The following is a 14,967-nucleotide window of genomic DNA, read 5'->3' as shown; positions in this document are numbered from 1 at the left end:
GTTTGAGCGTCAGTTTGGCTGATGATAATTTTTATCTTTTTGCAAAGCAGCATTTTTAATCACCTTTTTCTCTGACTTCAACCCGTAAAGTATCCTGGCTTATAGCTCTCCATCATAGAGACATTTTCAAACATTTGCATACATTAACAGCAGCTATCTATAAGCTCCTTTCTCTGTTGCTATAGCTATAATAACCGTCGTACACGACGGATAAATCTTGGATAAATCCGGCTTTTTCCCGGTGTACGGCGGATTATATTAAGAATTAGGAGGTAATATTAATGGCAAAAGGTAACCCCAATCCAGTCAAGACAGAAGCATTCTTGGCGCAACAAAAACCCAGATATGGAAACAGACCGTTAGGGCAAGCACTTTCAATCCGCTTCCCCGAAGATATAGATAAAGTCTTGCGCTCAATGAGCGATCGCCAGGAATACATCCGACGAGCCGTAGAAGCACAACTCAAAGCAGATGGACTATTCTCTGAGTGAACTATCACCCGTAATAATCTCACCCAAGTAGAGCCTGACAAATTCTTCAGCCGCCGATGGCTCAATCTCTTTCAACACTTTGACGATTTCTGCAACTGTCTCGGCGTTGGGATCTGTTTGCTCGTGAAACCAGCGAAAAACAACATAACGTTTAACTCCCAGCGCCCCAGCTAGTTTGTTCTGGCTGATGCCGTAGGTGTCTAGTATCTGTCTGAGTGCTTTGCCTGCCCTTCCCATGCTTACAATGTTGCGCGGGTTGCTATAGCCCTATTTTTGGTCATCCAGCTCGTCAACGCTGCGCCCCAGATACAGGGCTAGAAAATCACCAGCCGCCGCCTGGTTAATCTTTTCTAACCCTTCAATAATCTCCAGGACTGCTTCAGCCGCAGGATCTCGGCTTTCGTTAACCCACCGATTAATGCTAGATCGTCCTATCCCCATCGCTACTGCCAGTTGATTTTGACTGATGCCGTAAGTTTCAAGTACCTGTCTTAGTGCTTTACCTGCTCTTGCCATGCCTCCCATAGTGTCAGAGGGCTATGACCAAGTAAATGCTGACAATCGTCTACGGTAGGCTAAAACTTTGTAGACGATTGTCAACATAGGTCCCTATAGAAATTAGGTGAATCAAAATGTCAGAGAATCTACCCGCTAATGCTAATGAAACCCTTGATGCAGCTACGATTGAGGCTTTAACGGCTTCCGGCATTCCAGCCAATCGGATGATTTTGATTGGTACAAAAGAGTGGATAACAGGCGTGATTCGCAATTTGCACGCAGTGGGTTTTGCCGAAGTAGGGGCGTGGAGTAAATTAGTGCCAACGCGCAACAAAGGCGAGATGATTAGCATATTGATGCGGCGGCGATCGCAAGATCAAATTTGAGCGACAGTGGTGCGCGATCGCATTGTATCTCTGCGTTCTCTGTGTCTTTTGTGGTGCGTTAATATTTTTCGGACGAGGAAGGAGTAAGAGCGATCGCGCCCTTCGTAGTAGCAGGTGGCAACGCTATCGATACCTCCACTATCGTCAGGACACTCTTAGTTTCATATCATGTCCGTTGAATTGCCCATAATAAAAAAACCTCACAGAGTCGTTGCGTAGGGGCACGGCATCATAAATATCTCGGACAAACAGATAACGTTAATAATGCCGTGCCGCGGCTCCTGATTATGGGTAATCCACCGGACATGATATCAATGCCTAAAAGGGATTTAGGTAGGTTGCACATTGTCCGGAAAAACGTAAGCCGTTTGAAACTTCAGGAGTCTCAAACGGCTTACGTTTCTTGAGAAAGCTTTCAGGTTGGTTGCTGACCGTTGCCTGACTGCCTGAGCAGGTATTCCCAGATCCGGCGGATTTCAGTTTGGTTTTCCCGGATGATGGCTCGGTCAGCTTCAGCGTTGCGAGCCAGTTGTACCATCGTTTCGGCAAGCTGCTGCTGTCGGTTGGCAAGGAAAGTTGTTTGAGCCGATAGCGCTCTAAGACCGTCTAGGAGCAATCCAGCTTGATCGCGAAATTCTCCCTCTAATCTGTCGAGGCGCGATTCTATTGACTCCAGTCGTTGTTCAAAGGGTTGATTGTCACCGTTCGTGCTGGTGGTCATGATTGCTTCTCCCGATTGATGCTGGTGGTATTAACTCGTTCCAGTTCTTCCCTGACATCTTCATCCTGCTTTGCGGCTGCTTCCAAAAGAACGCATATCAAAGACGAAAGCGATCGTCGCTGCTTTTTAGCCAGTTTCTCGCCAGCAGCCTTTAGCTCTGGCTCCATGTATACAACTACTCTCGGTAATTTGCTTGCCACGAAATTGGTTGCTACCATAACACCTCTATTTTCACGCTACACAAATAGTTTACTTCAGTAGAGGTGTCATGGTAGCAGTACTGAGATGCTACCAGGAAAATCGGTTTGAACCAGCGACCCCCTGCGGTTCGTAGTAGGGGCTTTAGCCCTTCGATTGCGGTAAACTCAGATCTTGCGGTATCTCCGGAGCAAACCTTGGGTGTAGAACTACGCAGCTATGTATATATAGACAGCTTGCAACAGCAATACGCAGCCTATCTGGGAACAGTCGCCCAAGGGTTCTTGCCATTACCGGGAGATACATCCCTCTGGATCGAAATCTCACCCGGTATCGAAATTAACCGGATAACGGATATAGCGGTGAAATCTGCCTCCGTTCGTCCGGCGGTGCAAGTAGTAGAACGACTGTACGGTTTACTAGAAGTACATTCCAGTTCCCAAGGCGAAGTGCGGGCGGCGGGGCAAGCAATATTGGCGACGCTGGGAGTACGTAGAGAAGAATGTCTCAAACCCCGCGTCATCTCCAGCCAAATTATCCGCAATATCGACGCCTACCAAACTCAACTAATCAATCGCGGGCGGCGGGGGCAGTTAATTTTAGCCGGACAAACGCTTTACGTCCTAGAAGTAGAACCAGCCGCTTATGCCGCCCTAGCCGCCAACGAAGCCGAAAAAGCCGCAGCGATTAACATTTTGGATGTTTTGCCGATCGGAAGCTTCGGGCGCGTTTACTTGGGGGGAGCAGAACGAGATATTCTAGCGGGTGCAGCGGGTGCGTTAGCAGCAATTGAAAGCGTAATTGGTCGAGAAAATCCTAGCGGGCGAAAGGAATAACGACAATGGCAAATTTCGAGCATCTAGCCCTACTAGAAGCAGGTGGGGTCAAATGGATCGAGTGGAGAAACAAAAACCCCGATATACAACCAGATCTGAGCTACGCTAACCTGCAAGGGTGGAACCTCAAAGGCGCTTGCTTGCAAGGGGCGAACCTGAGAAAGGCAGATTTGAGCAATGCTTTACTCGTAGGAGCCAACCTCAGCAACGCCGAGTTGGGCGGAGCAAACTTGCACCAAGCTATTCTCAGCGAAGCGAACCTTTTCGCTGCTAACCTCAGCATCGCCCATTTGAGCTACGCTGACCTCACAGACGCGATTCTGAGTGGGGCTAACCTGATTGGATCTGACCTTTTGGGCGCGAATCTCAAACGGGCAGATTTGAGTGAATCTAACTTAATAGGAACTAACCTCAGAGGCGCGAATTTGAGAGGGGCAGATTTGGGTGCTGCGAAGCTTACCCGAACCAATCTCAGCGAGGCGAATTTAATGGCAGCTAATTTGATTGGTGCGGATTTAAGTGAGGCAAATCTCTACGAAGCCGAAATGAGCCAAGCTTACCTTTACAAAACTAACTTGCAAAAATCTAATTTAAGTGAAACTCACTTGAGCGGCGCTTACCTAGTGCGGGCGAATTTAAGCGAGGCGGATTTGAGTAGAACTGACTTAAAATGGTCTAACCTGAGCTTTGCGAATCTCGCCGGAGCAAACCTGAGAGGCGCTAACCTGAGAGGCGTAAAACTGCACAAAGCGAACCTGACAGGCGCGTACTTGCAACATACAAAAATGCCTGATGGCACAATTCAGGATTAGCATCAAATGCGAGAAAAAGGACTGGGTTAATTAAGATCTTGCGCCTACGCTTTTAGCCCGCCAGCGATTAAAATCGCTGGCTAATAGCGAAAGTCCACTTAAGTGGACTAAATCACCTTTGTTTCTCTGAAAAATCGTTGATTTAAAAACAAGAGATATAGGTCGAAACAAAGGTGATGACCTCTGATATCATGTCCGCTTGAATACCCATAGTTAGGAATGATATCAAATCCGGTTGCATCGGAATGATCGGCCTTTCTTGGTAATTGCTAATTGCTAATTGCTAATTGCAAGAAAAGCCCCTACAGGTCGTAATTCCGATGCAACGGTCAACGATATGACGCGGTGACGCGGTGACACGGTGACGCTCTGAGTTTTAATTATGGGTGATTTGGCGGACATCATATGATTGCGTAAGTCCTGAGCTTTTCTAGTCGGATTTATCCGACTTTAGCTATTAACTCAAGTTGCTAGTTATCTCTCTGGGAGCGGCTAATGGCGTGACCAGGCAGATCCGTGGTCACGAGGCTAATGGATCGATTGGTAAAAATCCTATATTAGCAATTAGCAATTAGCCATTAGCAACGCCAAAGTTTATAACTAGCAACTTGCGTTATTAGACGGGGAATTTATTCCCCGTCGGGTTGTGGCAACTGGTGCAAGCTATAGATTAATTAAGATAAATCTTGAATCACTCGGCAGGGATTTCCAACTGCAATAACATTTGCAGGAATATCTTTTACAACTACACTGCCAGCGCCTATTGTGGTATTGTCGCCGATGGTGACGCCGGGACAAACGATCGCACCGCCGCCAATCCAAACATTATTGCCAATTTTGACAGGAGCCGCTAATTCTTTACCAGAAAGACGTATTTCGGGTGATGTAGAATGGTAAGCGGCGTAAATTTGAACGTATGGCCCACAGAGGACGTTATCGCCTATTTCGACTTGATTGCAATCGAGAATTACACAGCCAAAATTCATGTATAATTTGTCACATACATAAATATTGCTGCCGTAGTCGCAGTGGAAAGGCGGCTCTATTTCAACATTAGATCCAACTTTGGCAAATAATTGATTAAGGAGTTGGATTCGCATCTCGGTTTCTGCTTCAGTTGTATTGTTGTAAGTTCTGACAAGAAGGCGTGCTTGCTGGCGAAGTGCGACTAATTCGGCATCGGCAGCAAGATAAAGTTCGCCAGCGAGCATTTTCTGTTTTTCGGTTTTTTCCACGTTTTTGTAGTCGCTTAAAGGTTCTGATTTTATAATAAGCGATCGCTATTCGCCAGCTAACTGCAAGACCTCTGCATATAATTCTTGGCGAACCCAAAATCCTTGATTAATATAGCAGCAAGATTATTGATAGGCGATGTGTCACTAACTACAATCATCGCCAACCATTTGCCTCTAGGCTTTTTACATCCTCTCTCAGTTCGGCAATATCGTAGTGAAGCCCAATTTTGCGACTGGCAAGTAATCTTTGAAACTGAAGTTGATTCATTCTAGCAAAACGACTTGCTTGTCCTAGCGTAAATCTCTCTTGCTGAAACAGCACGATCGCAATTTCTTGTAGCATTTGAGCCTCAGACATTTGGACTGCTTGCAAAACTTCATCTGAAATGACAATACTCATGGTTTCTTTGGTCGATAGAGGGTTCTACGTTTAGGATAAGCGATATGACTCGGGCACGCTACGCCAGGATTCGTTATCGTGCGGCATAGATTGCTTTTGCTGAATCTAATATAGTTTGGCGTCGCAACCAGTTCTGGCTTTTTTCCAGGGCTGTCTTGACACTTCACGGGCGAACATTGCTTTCAATTCTTCTTGCATTTGTAGGGTTTCAGTCCAACCCCGTTTAGCTTCTGGTGCAAAGGTCACTAACACATCAATATCGCTATCAGGACGAAAATATGACCGCAAAACAGAACCGAATACTGCAAATTCAATTATGTGCCAACGCTGACAAAATTCGGCGATCGTTTGTGGCGAAACTCCCAATCTTCTCTCAACTATAGTTTGTATCTCCGCTGACATCATTGAGATACCTCCGATGCTGCTGTTGCCTTATTCTACAAATTTCATGTGGGCGATCGCATATACGACCAAATTATGTTGAGGATATGCGATCGCATCCTTCAGCGCTCCACGTATTGAATAATCATCACTGTAGGGGCACGGCAGCCTAGATTTTGCAATAAACCAAAATATTTATTAATGCCGTGCCCCTACGGATTGGTTATCAACAGTCAGGTGTTAGATCGGTGCTATCAGGCAGAGCAAACACAACTTCCAATCGGATATTGGGGACTCGCTGACGACATAACTGAAGATGTCCATCGGCATCCGAACGACTGCGGTATCGTCCGATAATCACCCATTGCAAATTGGGAAGCAAACGGGCAATCGCCCAAGGCTTGAGGCACTCTCTGTAAGTCATAATGGGTTTATCTCCATTGCATAAGGGAGCCAGAGCCAGCGCGGAAACTTGGTAGGTCGAGGCGCTGGCTTTTGACTTTATTTACTGATGTTATAGCGCTAGCGCATACATGTCAACACATATTTATGAATACGTAGGTGCGATAGTTCTAGTCCTGACACTGAAATACTCATAAGCTAATGAGTATGTATCGAGTAAAAATCAGAGTTAAAGAGCTTTGCGAGGAGCGGAACTGGAGCCTTAACGAACTAAGCAGACGTTCTGGTGTCACATACACTACCGTTCGCCGTTATGCCATGCAGCCAATGGCGAAGATAGAAATAGATCCAGTTAGCCGCATTAAGGAAACTTTTGGCTGTTCTTGGGATGAATTGTTGGAATTGCTTGGGGATGGTTCTTTTGATGAGTGAGTGCGTTAGGGAAGCTATCCGCAAGAATCGCGCTATAATCTCCCAGTCACTAGATGATAGTTAAAAAAATCACTTTGCATCTAGGAAAACGTAAAACCATGAGGAACTATAGCAATGGTTATATCGGCACTAAAAACTCTCACGGTTGATGAATTTATTAAGCAATATGGCGATAGCGCTCGCTATGAATTAATTGACGGAGAATTAATCGACATGGAACCAACGGGACCCGATGAGCAGGTGTCTGCATTTATTGGGCGCAAACTCAATGTCGAGATCGATCGCCAGGATGCAACTTACTTTATCCCACACCGATGCTTGCTCAAACTTTTAGGTACAGAAACAGCTTTTCGCCCCGCTCTAATTGTGTTGGATCGAACTCGGCTGATTGATGAGCCGTTGTGGCAACAAGAACCTGTAATTACTTTAGGAACCTCAATCAAATTGATAGTTGAAGTTGTCAGCACCAACTGGCAGAACGACTACGCCCGTAAAGTTGAGGACTACGCACTGTTAGGCGTGGCTGAATATTGGATTGTCGATGCTCTTGGCGTTGGTGGTAGAGAATATATTGGCAAACCCAAACAGCCAACCATCACAATTTGCAATCTGGTCGAGGATGAGTATGATAAACAGTTATTTCAAGGCAACAATTTACTTGTTTCCTCAGTTTTTACCCAGTTGCGACTGACGGCAGAACAAGTTTTTGCCGCAGGGCGTTCAGTTACAATGTAGTTAGTAACTAAAAAAGTAGAGGCAACTTTATGTTGGTAAAAAATCTTGAAATTCCCAGAGATAAAATTGCTGATTTCTGCCAGCGTTGGCAGCTCGCGGAATTAGCTTTTTTTGGTTCGGTGTTGCGGGATGACTTTCGCCCAGATAGTGACATTGATATTTTGGTAACTTTTGAGCCAAATTCTCAACACACCTTGTTCGATCGTGTAGATATGCAAGATGAGCTAGAGGTGATTTTTGGTCGAAAGGTAGATTTAGTCAGCCGTCGGGGAATAGAACGCAGCCACAATTATATTCGCCGTCAAGCTATTCTTAGTTCGGCGGAGGTGTTTTATGCAGCCCCGCGATCTTAGTGACCCAGAAGAGGTTGTTACTGAAATGTGCGATCGCTCCTGTGCATGTGCCAAAGGGCGATCGCTCGTACTAAAACCGTAATGGTGTAAATTGATAGTATGGCAATTTTTGTACAGGAGCAGCGATTCTGCCTACCGCAGCACAGGCGTTAACTTGCTTTATTATCTGCCAGCGGTTAACCAACTTTTATCGCCCTATCTTCGTGGTGCGCCTGGATAGGCGCATAGACAAAATATACATTTTGGCTGGAGAGGAAACAGAAATCGTGATTGACCGTAATGGCGAATGGGAGTACCTATGACACAACCAAACTTTGAGCAAATGAGTCGGAAAGAACTTCGTGCCTATATGCTTGAACATCGGGATGATGAACGAGCTTTTCATGCTTATATGGATAGGCTGGCTAATGAGCCTGTTTTGGCACGGGGAACCATCGAGGATTTGCAAGACCCCTCGCGCTTTGCTGAAATCCTTGAAAGAGTGGAAAAAATCAAACAGGAAGGTAGAGCTTCTGATGTTTAGTGCTTGATTATCTGATCTTTTCCCTACAACACCGATTGAATAATCAGCACAGTAGGGGCACGGCAATCTAGATATTTTTCAATAAACCACAATGTTTATTGATGCCGTGTCCCTAGGATTGGCGATCGGCAGTCAGGTGTCAAATCAGTGCGTTCTAGCGGCACATCGAAAATAATTTGATATGTGACATTGGGAATCAGACGCCGGAGAACTTGCAGATGCGCTTCAGCGTCGCTGCGGCGGCGAAACCGGGCGATATCGGGGATTGCAAGTTGGGCATTGGGCGGATGATGCACCAACGATGCAGAGAGTCAAAGTAGTTCATGGGACTTTCCGGGTGATGCTTGTGGGTTGTTTGGTTGATTTGCGGATCGCGATCGCGGTGTGTCGTTTTGGATTTATATCATGTCCGGTTAATTGCTGATAATTAGGCGTAGGGGCACGGCACCTTCAATGTTGTTTACAAAAGCAAAATATTGTGGATGCCGTGCCCCTACAACCATCAAATTGTACAATAACTAATCAACCGGACATGATATTATTCATCGGTAATCTGTTAATAATGGACAGGACAACGATTGCCCAGATGGCGAAATCCCTCTAGGCAATTACACTTTTTGTTCTGGTCAAACAACTCAATCGGGCAGCTCAATAGCAAAATTGCGGCTTTCTCAGCTGTCTTTCCTTTGTGTGTCTTCCTGGTCTAGGGCTATATACACGTACCGTGTACACGCACCTATAAGATGATAGAAAAGAAATACGATCGACAAATTAACAACAACGAGCGACTAACGCTGGCACAACTGAGACAGCGCGCTGGTCTGACGCAGCGAAAGCTGGCTGATATTCTTGACGTGACGATTAAGACTGTGAGTGCGTGGGAGAGAGGAGAACACGAGCCATGCTTGACTTTGACTCAGACTAAGAAGTTAGTTGATGGGTTGCAATGTTCTCTTGATGAACTGATTGCAGCGACGGGAAGGGAAACCTCGACGGAGGAAGATGGGCCACGCTACACTTTTGCTCAAACTAAGCGTTTAACAGAGATTCTCGAATGCAGTCTTGATGAGTTAGTTGCTGCGATGGGGAGAGATTCTGCTCTTGAGTAGGGTTGAGGTAGCGATCGGTGCTTCATTTTCACAGTCGGCGGGAGTGGTGCGATCGCACTTGAGGGGGGAGGAGGCGCGATCGTTCTTTTATTTAGTGCAATATGCAAGCGCTAAGATTGCCTGCCATTATTCGTACAACAACTCAGCCCTAGTGAAATACAAAGGAGGAGAATTATAAGAATAAAAACCTCCCTGTTCAGTGATAGAGTATTCAATCACTAAACTTGTAGCTCCAGGTATACCTAGAGGTACAGATATAATTTGATTATTTTGCCCGTATTTACACTCTCCAGCCCAAAGCAATTTTCCATCAATTGATATTCTTACTAAATAAGTTAAGTTGGTATCTCCAGCCGATAAATCTTGTTGACCAAACTGTAGGAGTAACCCCTTTTGGGAACCATCTAGTTGAAAACCAACTCGTTGTTCGTTTGTGTCTCCTCTTAAGCGAAATACGGGTGAATATAGCTTTCCGCTAATTAATATTGATCCTTTGACAAAATTTATATAATTATCACCAGATATTACCATGTCTTTGAGCAATAAATTAGCTTTTTTGAACCGACTCAGGTCAGAAGGAGGCGCCGTAAATCCTTTTTCTGGAAAATATCCAGGAAGTTCGTTATTGTTGTTTTCTCCTTGGCGAGTAACTTCATTGCCCAACTGAGGCGATTCAGTTGGTTGCGGACTAATGTTTTGACTCCCAGTTGGAGTTGGGACAGGCTGAACTAATGACGGAGTGAGTGATGGAGTCGGTGTGGGAATGAGTGATGAAGTGGGTGATGGAGTCGGCGTTGGAATGGGTGGTGGAGTAGAGTTGTTTAAAGCTAAATAACCTCCTTTTAGAAGTACGAAAGTAACTCCAGATGCAATTAATGCACCAAAAATAAACGCGGAAATAATTAAGTAGATGATTGTCTTGGTTTTTCCTGGCTGTTTATCTCTCATTTTACCCTCCAGTATGTTGATTATAGTTTGATCAACTCCTTTGCTTTTTATGGCTCATTTTTTCATCCCATTTAATTCATATTTTATGCTCACATTACCTGTCAATCTTAAAAAAGAGGGTTATCAGCTAAGTCAGAATGCCTTGTTATCCAATCGCCTGATATTCGTGGCAGGAAAAGTATGATTAGCAGGGCGTACTTTCTGCTTCTTAACTAATTGGAACGAGGCAAATATTCAATAAACAGTGCCCCTTGTGTTCCCTCTACTATTTGCGCTCTTTCCCAATCGAGCCACTGGAGAAATCCGTTGCTACGTTTGACGAAATCTTCAGTAACGTTCAAGGGAAAATTGAGCATTTCTAAACCTGTAATCCTGAGCATATTCCCTAAAGTATTTCCCAGGAAATTGCTAGCATTTATATTCTCTTGCCTCATTACTTCACATATTTCCTTCAAAGCTTCTAATTTTTGATTGTCAACCCAGCTTGAGGCTACAAAAATTTTTGTAGCCTCATCTAATGGTACGCTGAGATTTTCTCTCATTAAGTCTCGAAAAATTTCACTTTTTACAAAGCTTCCAATGTGCTTTTTTTGAATTTTTTCGCAAAGAGCTAACAGTCCAGAAAAGCCTGGTGATTTAAAAAATAAGCCGGACAAAAATGTTGCTTGGTTATAAACCAGAGCGTTTTCGCCTATTTTCGTGAGTTTCAGGATGCCGCCTGGAGGAACTGTTATATTTCTTACTTCCGTTTTATGTGAGTTACCTAATGAATTTCTTGGATCGAGAAAGTCATATCCTTCTGTGGAAAGCCGCCACAGCCTTTCTATTGATTGCACCCCAAACTCCCAAACCTTAGCTGGAATTCTTACACCTTCAATTCCTCGAATCTCGATTAATTCACCATGTTGACTGCGGCTCTCAATCACTCCATCAGCGTAGCCCTTGTTGAACACATTAAGACTATAAACCCTAGTTGCATCACTCAATTCTTTATAATTGACACTATCAACTATAAAGCCATAGTTATAGTGATTTCTTGGTATTTCCTGTTGATTTATAGTAATAGACCCTGCTTCAACATGATGCTTAGCTTGGGTATATACAGGTCTCCAAATTTCTGGATAAATAACCTGCTGGTTCAATTTAGGCCAAGCTTTAGCCAACTGAGTAGCAGGAATAATAAACGCACCTTTCACCTCTGGTTGATCTATTTCCGCCGTTACAGCCATTCCTGCTACACCCTGTAGTTCGTCATCCCACACAGGCGCACCACTGAAACCATGTTGTAAGGCATAACCAGTCTGTTTCACATCCTCAAGCTGCACCCAACCTTTAGCATTGCGCGTGCGTAACACACCAGAAGCTGGAACACCATTGGGTTGACCTGCTGGAAAACCCAAAACTTGGAAAGGATGTCCCCACAAGTCATCAGATGTCACCAATCGCACACAGCGAAATCCATTGGGGGGAAGACTCTCTAACTCTAATCCAGCAATATCTTCTTCCAACTCTGTAGGATCAACTGGTCGCCAGAAAACAACTCTTGCTTTGAACAACCGTTGGGGTGCTAACATCGGGAAGTCCAAAGTAATTTCTGCATCCGGAATTTCAACAGTTTCTCTCTCAATCTCCAGTGCATCCGCCACTACATGAGCGCATGTAAGGATATGCTTCGCCGTAACTAAGAACCCAGCACCAATAACTTCTCCCGATTTTGAGTAAATTCTGGCAAGCGATGACTCAAGGGGTTTGGTCATTGTTAGACTCTCGCTTCCACTTTAGAATAATTTCACAGTTGGCTTCGGAATTTCCAGAAGCGATAACCGCCCCAAATTGAGTACTCAGCTTTATACCAAATTTGACCTCAACTTCGTCAGCAGGCTCGTTCAGACCACGAACCTTAGTTAGAATAGCGTTAGCTAAAGGCTTGACTTTTTCTAGGGCAGACTCAAAAGTCTGTTGAGCATTTTTCGCCACCTTATTACCTAGACCGATGCGACTATCAGTTGATGCTGGATCGTCCACTTCTATAAGAATTGAGCCGCCGCTTTCTAAAGGAAATTCAACTATGCGCTTCACACTTGACCTCGTTATCTTGTTTGGGAAGATGTGGCAGATGGCCCCTTCTTTTCTCTTACAGCGGATTGCAAGTGAGTGAGGTACAGCGTTTTCGCTTCGTTTGTGTAGCGGCATCCTTAAGGATGCCGCTACACAAACGAAGGTGTACCTCATCCGGCTGCAAACCGCTATAGTGTAATTTTATCAGTGAGTCGCACACACAACCCACCTGGAACCCAAAGAAAGGCTTAAGCTAGTACTTCGCTGATATCTGGTTCTGTGTTACCCAGGATGCGATCGCTCCCACCCCACCCTCGCCAAATCAATCTATTTGGAAGCGATCGCTCTATTCGTGCGCGTTAGCGCGTATCGCGCTGCTGGGAATTCGAGAATGCGTTCGCGCAGCGTGCGATCGGCATACCGCTTAATTAAACAAAAACAACCCCGGATCGACGTGGAAAAACTTCCCCAAAGCCTCAGCTTGTTTCTTATCGATCTCTACTTGACCGTTAATTACCTCAAATACCGCCTCACTCGAACCAATAATTTCTACTAAATCCTCTGCTTCTAGACTCCGAGCATCCATCAAATGAAGCAGCCTTGACTGTGGCGTTGAAGTATTAAGTTGATAGTGCTTATCTTCAAAATCCTCAATCAGTTTTACCAGCAGTTCTAGCAGCGCATCTTCTTCTGGAGTCAGATTTGAACGAGAGAGTAATTCTTCAACTTTCTCCAAAAATATCTCGTTTTCCTCTTCAGTTTTGATAATCCGAGGCTGATATTTACAGAGCAAGCTGCTGTAAAGATTTGCATCAAAAGTAATAGTCATTTTTCCAGGTTTCCTTGTCATACTCGGCGTGAGTTAAAATGTATTTTATATAGATAATTTGCTTTTCGTAATTAATACTCACGATTAAGCGATATTTATTTCCTTTGATATTAAAAACTGTAAAATTTCCCACTGCCTCAGCTTTGGGATAAACAGCTTGAACTTCAACAAGATTAGCCCAGACTGCTTTACTAGCAATTTTATACCAGTCATCGAGCGCTTCGCAGGAATCAGCGTGACTTTGGCAGTATTCTCTTAATTTTTTCCGACTGATAACGTGCATTTACCGATCGTTCTGGTATTTTCTAGATGTCTAAATTCATGTCATTATATATTATACCTCTCCAAAAACTATTGTGGGGTAGGCAGCCTGCCTGCCCTTGGCTTGCTTTGATGGATAACTCTTACGGCGATCCCTCTCCTGGGAATTACAGAATGCGATACGCTAGGGCGCGCACACTAAGCGCATCCGCGCCGCTACGCGAACGTGAACGCATCAAATCCCAGCTTCAATAAAAGCTAGATTCAAATCATCAATCAACCCCAAATTTTCAGCCCACTCTGTTAAGTAACCCCGCTCCAAATTATCAGCTTGTACTTTCAGAATTCCCAAAACATCAGTCCATTGTTTTTGCGATTGAGACTGTTGACGCCTCAGCAGTTTTGCCAATACAATATCTTCAGGATCAGCTATCCAAAACTGTTCGATTCCAGCTTCGTACAGCGCTTCTAATCGTCTCCTTGCCATTTTAGATCGGTCGAATTCGGTATCCGCATTCAGCACAATATCGGCGTTCAATACTAAAGTCATGTGAGTCACGCTCAACACCCTGCCTCTGCCATTTTGAATGTCTTCTACTGCACCCGGAGGACAATAAAAACCAGCCGTTTCTAGTGCCTCAACTAATTGAGCAATATTGTCCCGATTTAATTCAATTACTAAATCTAAATCTCTTGTGGTTCTAGGGTCGCCATAGACAGAAGCCGCAACCCCTTCTGTAATGTAATAAGGAATACCTAGCGATCCAAAAATTGGGTGCAACAGTCTGGCAATTTCGCTGGGGTCTTGCGTCCACATAGATGAGTCATATCAAATCCGGTTGCATCGGAATAATTAGCTTTCTTGCTAATTGCTAATTGCTAATTGCTAATTGCTAATTCCCTCTACAGGTCGTAATTCCGATGCAACGGTCAACGATATCATTGGTGGGGGTTAAAATTGGTGACCACTTGCTACCTAATACGGATTGAGCAAATTTTTCTTGGTAGTTTGATGGACAAGCTTTTCTCATCCCGCGTAGGGATAAAGTCTTTGCCCAACGAGTTAATTTTGCCCCCATTTGCCACCGTTGGGAATTAGTGAGTTGTCGCAGTCGGTAAAAATCAATTGCGTCCGCTTCAGGAGTTTTATCATCTGACTGGGGACGGTATCCAGGTTTGATGGATATTTTTGGTATGGTTGGAAGCATATTGCTCCAGATATAAAATTAATTTACTTGGGTGCGATCGCAATCCGATACCCCAGCGCATCCAGCAACTCAACCAAACCGTAAATTTCAGCGCCTTTAGTTTCTAACAGAATCTTGTCGAGTTTTTCATAAAATACTTTGGCTTCTTCTG

Annotated in this window: 25 protein-coding genes and 1 pseudogene; 11 read left to right on the top strand and 15 right to left on the bottom strand. The window is 44.5% G+C overall.

Annotated elements, in window-relative coordinates:
- Positions 1-281: 281 nt before the first annotated feature.
- Entirely contained in the window at positions 282-491 is a 210-nt protein-coding gene (locus MiSe_RS42005) for a hypothetical protein (RefSeq protein ID WP_226592032.1), read from the top strand.
- Here MiSe_RS42005 and MiSe_RS42000 read toward each other — a convergent pair.
- Positions 477-728 carry a helix-turn-helix domain-containing protein gene (locus MiSe_RS42000; RefSeq protein ID WP_226592030.1) on the bottom strand — a complete coding sequence of 84 codons (252 nt, stop codon included), beginning with the start codon at positions 726-728 and terminating at the stop codon, positions 477-479. The genes MiSe_RS42005 and MiSe_RS42000 overlap by 15 nt on opposite strands.
- A gap of 30 nt (positions 729-758) precedes the next feature.
- Entirely contained in the window at positions 759-1,007 is a 249-nt protein-coding gene (locus MiSe_RS41995; RefSeq protein ID WP_226592028.1) for a helix-turn-helix domain-containing protein, read from the bottom strand.
- 116 nt (positions 1,008-1,123) lie between these two features.
- On the opposite strand from MiSe_RS41995, the gene MiSe_RS41990 reads away from it, so the two are divergent.
- A complete protein-coding gene (locus tag MiSe_RS41990) occupies positions 1,124-1,375 on the top strand; it encodes a hypothetical protein (RefSeq protein ID WP_226592026.1) in 252 nt (83 codons plus the stop codon).
- Between the two features lie 415 nt (positions 1,376-1,790).
- Here MiSe_RS41990 and MiSe_RS41985 read toward each other — a convergent pair whose 3' ends face one another.
- Positions 1,791-2,096 carry a hypothetical protein gene (locus tag MiSe_RS41985; RefSeq protein ID WP_226592024.1) on the bottom strand — a complete coding sequence of 102 codons (306 nt, stop codon included), beginning with the start codon at positions 2,094-2,096 and terminating at the stop codon, positions 1,791-1,793.
- Entirely contained in the window at positions 2,093-2,314 is a 222-nt protein-coding gene (locus MiSe_RS41980) for a hypothetical protein (protein ID WP_226592022.1), read from the bottom strand. The genes MiSe_RS41985 and MiSe_RS41980 overlap by 4 nt, the downstream gene beginning before the upstream one ends.
- A gap of 177 nt (positions 2,315-2,491) precedes the next feature.
- On the opposite strand from MiSe_RS41980, the gene ccmP reads away from it, so the two are divergent.
- Complete coding sequence (gene ccmP / locus MiSe_RS41975; protein WP_226592035.1) at positions 2,492-3,130, top strand: beta-carboxysome protein CcmP; 639 nt, start codon at positions 2,492-2,494, stop codon at positions 3,128-3,130.
- 5 nt (positions 3,131-3,135) lie between these two features.
- Positions 3,136-3,942: a pentapeptide repeat-containing protein gene (locus MiSe_RS41970; protein WP_226592020.1), complete on the top strand. Its 807-nt coding sequence runs from the start codon at positions 3,136-3,138 to the stop codon at positions 3,940-3,942.
- Between the two features lie 674 nt (positions 3,943-4,616).
- Here MiSe_RS41970 and MiSe_RS41965 read toward each other — a convergent pair.
- The 3 genes and pseudogenes from MiSe_RS41965 to MiSe_RS41955 all read right to left on the bottom strand — a co-directional run bounded on the left by MiSe_RS41965 (position 4,617) and on the right by MiSe_RS41955 (position 5,979).
- Positions 4,617-5,177: a sugar O-acetyltransferase gene (locus tag MiSe_RS41965; protein WP_264196928.1), complete on the bottom strand. Its 561-nt coding sequence runs from the start codon at positions 5,175-5,177 to the stop codon at positions 4,617-4,619.
- Between the two features lie 154 nt (positions 5,178-5,331).
- Complete coding sequence (locus tag MiSe_RS41960; RefSeq protein ID WP_226592018.1) at positions 5,332-5,577, bottom strand: UPF0175 family protein; 246 nt, start codon at positions 5,575-5,577, stop codon at positions 5,332-5,334.
- A 73-nt stretch (positions 5,578-5,650) separates the two neighbouring features.
- Positions 5,651-5,979 (bottom strand): annotated as a pseudogene (locus tag MiSe_RS41955) (nucleotidyltransferase family protein).
- Between the two features lie 180 nt (positions 5,980-6,159).
- On the opposite strand from MiSe_RS41955, the gene MiSe_RS41950 reads away from it, so the two are divergent.
- From MiSe_RS41950 to MiSe_RS41930, 6 genes are all read left to right on the top strand, one after another.
- Positions 6,160-6,315, top strand: a complete 156-nt coding sequence (locus MiSe_RS41950) for a hypothetical protein (protein ID WP_226592014.1) — start codon at positions 6,160-6,162, stop codon at positions 6,313-6,315.
- 246 nt (positions 6,316-6,561) lie between these two features.
- Entirely contained in the window at positions 6,562-6,792 is a 231-nt protein-coding gene (locus tag MiSe_RS41945; protein ID WP_226592012.1) for a helix-turn-helix domain-containing protein, read from the top strand.
- Between the two features lie 114 nt (positions 6,793-6,906).
- Positions 6,907-7,527: a Uma2 family endonuclease gene (locus tag MiSe_RS41940; RefSeq protein WP_226592009.1), complete on the top strand. Its 621-nt coding sequence runs from the start codon at positions 6,907-6,909 to the stop codon at positions 7,525-7,527.
- 29 nt (positions 7,528-7,556) lie between these two features.
- The gene (locus MiSe_RS41935; protein WP_226592007.1) at positions 7,557-7,880 is read left to right on the top strand and encodes a nucleotidyltransferase family protein; all 324 of its coding nucleotides are present in this window, start codon (positions 7,557-7,559) and stop codon (positions 7,878-7,880) included.
- A 125-nt stretch (positions 7,881-8,005) separates the two neighbouring features.
- Positions 8,006-8,182 (top strand): DUF6888 family protein, encoded by a 177-nt coding sequence (locus MiSe_RS53300; RefSeq protein ID WP_373873008.1) that lies wholly within the window; start codon positions 8,006-8,008, stop codon positions 8,180-8,182.
- Positions 8,179-8,403: a DUF6887 family protein gene (locus tag MiSe_RS41930; RefSeq protein WP_226592005.1), complete on the top strand. Its 225-nt coding sequence runs from the start codon at positions 8,179-8,181 to the stop codon at positions 8,401-8,403. The genes MiSe_RS53300 and MiSe_RS41930 overlap by 4 nt, the downstream gene beginning before the upstream one ends.
- A gap of 95 nt (positions 8,404-8,498) precedes the next feature.
- Here the strand turns inward: MiSe_RS41930 and MiSe_RS41925 are convergent, their stop codons facing one another.
- Positions 8,499-8,699, bottom strand: coding sequence for a hypothetical protein (locus tag MiSe_RS41925; protein WP_307731642.1), 201 nt, complete (start codon positions 8,697-8,699; stop codon positions 8,499-8,501).
- Positions 8,700-9,146: 447 nt separating this feature from the next.
- Here MiSe_RS41925 and MiSe_RS41920 point away from each other — a divergent pair, with 447 nt between their 5' ends.
- Positions 9,147-9,512, top strand: coding sequence for a helix-turn-helix transcriptional regulator (locus tag MiSe_RS41920; protein WP_226592003.1), 366 nt, complete (start codon positions 9,147-9,149; stop codon positions 9,510-9,512).
- A gap of 126 nt (positions 9,513-9,638) precedes the next feature.
- On the opposite strand, the gene MiSe_RS41915 is transcribed toward MiSe_RS41920, so the two are convergent.
- The 7 genes from MiSe_RS41915 to MiSe_RS41885 all read right to left on the bottom strand — a co-directional run bounded on the left by MiSe_RS41915 (position 9,639) and on the right by MiSe_RS41885 (position 14,816).
- Positions 9,639-10,460 carry a hypothetical protein gene (locus tag MiSe_RS41915; RefSeq protein ID WP_226592001.1) on the bottom strand — a complete coding sequence of 274 codons (822 nt, stop codon included), beginning with the start codon at positions 10,458-10,460 and terminating at the stop codon, positions 9,639-9,641.
- A gap of 212 nt (positions 10,461-10,672) precedes the next feature.
- Positions 10,673-12,217 (bottom strand): S1 family peptidase, encoded by a 1,545-nt coding sequence (locus MiSe_RS41910; RefSeq protein ID WP_226591998.1) that lies wholly within the window; start codon positions 12,215-12,217, stop codon positions 10,673-10,675.
- Positions 12,201-12,539 (bottom strand): CU044_2847 family protein, encoded by a 339-nt coding sequence (locus MiSe_RS41905; RefSeq protein ID WP_226591996.1) that lies wholly within the window; start codon positions 12,537-12,539, stop codon positions 12,201-12,203. The genes MiSe_RS41910 and MiSe_RS41905 overlap by 17 nt, the downstream gene beginning before the upstream one ends.
- Before the next feature lie 403 nt (positions 12,540-12,942).
- The gene (locus tag MiSe_RS41900; RefSeq protein ID WP_226591994.1) at positions 12,943-13,347 is read right to left on the bottom strand and encodes a helix-turn-helix domain-containing protein; all 405 of its coding nucleotides are present in this window, start codon (positions 13,345-13,347) and stop codon (positions 12,943-12,945) included.
- Positions 13,331-13,630, bottom strand: coding sequence for a type II toxin-antitoxin system HigB family toxin (locus MiSe_RS41895; protein ID WP_226591992.1), 300 nt, complete (start codon positions 13,628-13,630; stop codon positions 13,331-13,333). Before MiSe_RS41895 ends, MiSe_RS41900 begins: the two co-directional genes overlap by 17 nt.
- 213 nt (positions 13,631-13,843) lie before the next feature.
- Positions 13,844-14,425: a hypothetical protein gene (locus MiSe_RS41890; RefSeq protein WP_226591990.1), complete on the bottom strand. Its 582-nt coding sequence runs from the start codon at positions 14,423-14,425 to the stop codon at positions 13,844-13,846.
- A gap of 76 nt (positions 14,426-14,501) precedes the next feature.
- Positions 14,502-14,816 carry a hypothetical protein gene (locus MiSe_RS41885; RefSeq protein ID WP_226591988.1) on the bottom strand — a complete coding sequence of 105 codons (315 nt, stop codon included), beginning with the start codon at positions 14,814-14,816 and terminating at the stop codon, positions 14,502-14,504.
- Positions 14,817-14,967: the final 151 nt, after the last annotated feature.

Origin of the sequence: Microseira wollei NIES-4236 (assembly GCF_020521235.1) — a bacterium.
Lineage (GTDB): Bacteria > Cyanobacteriota > Cyanobacteriia > Cyanobacteriales > Aerosakkonemataceae > Microseira > Microseira wollei.
The sequence above is the reverse complement of the archived record's forward strand: the minus strand, read 5'-3'. Positions and strand labels throughout refer to the sequence as shown.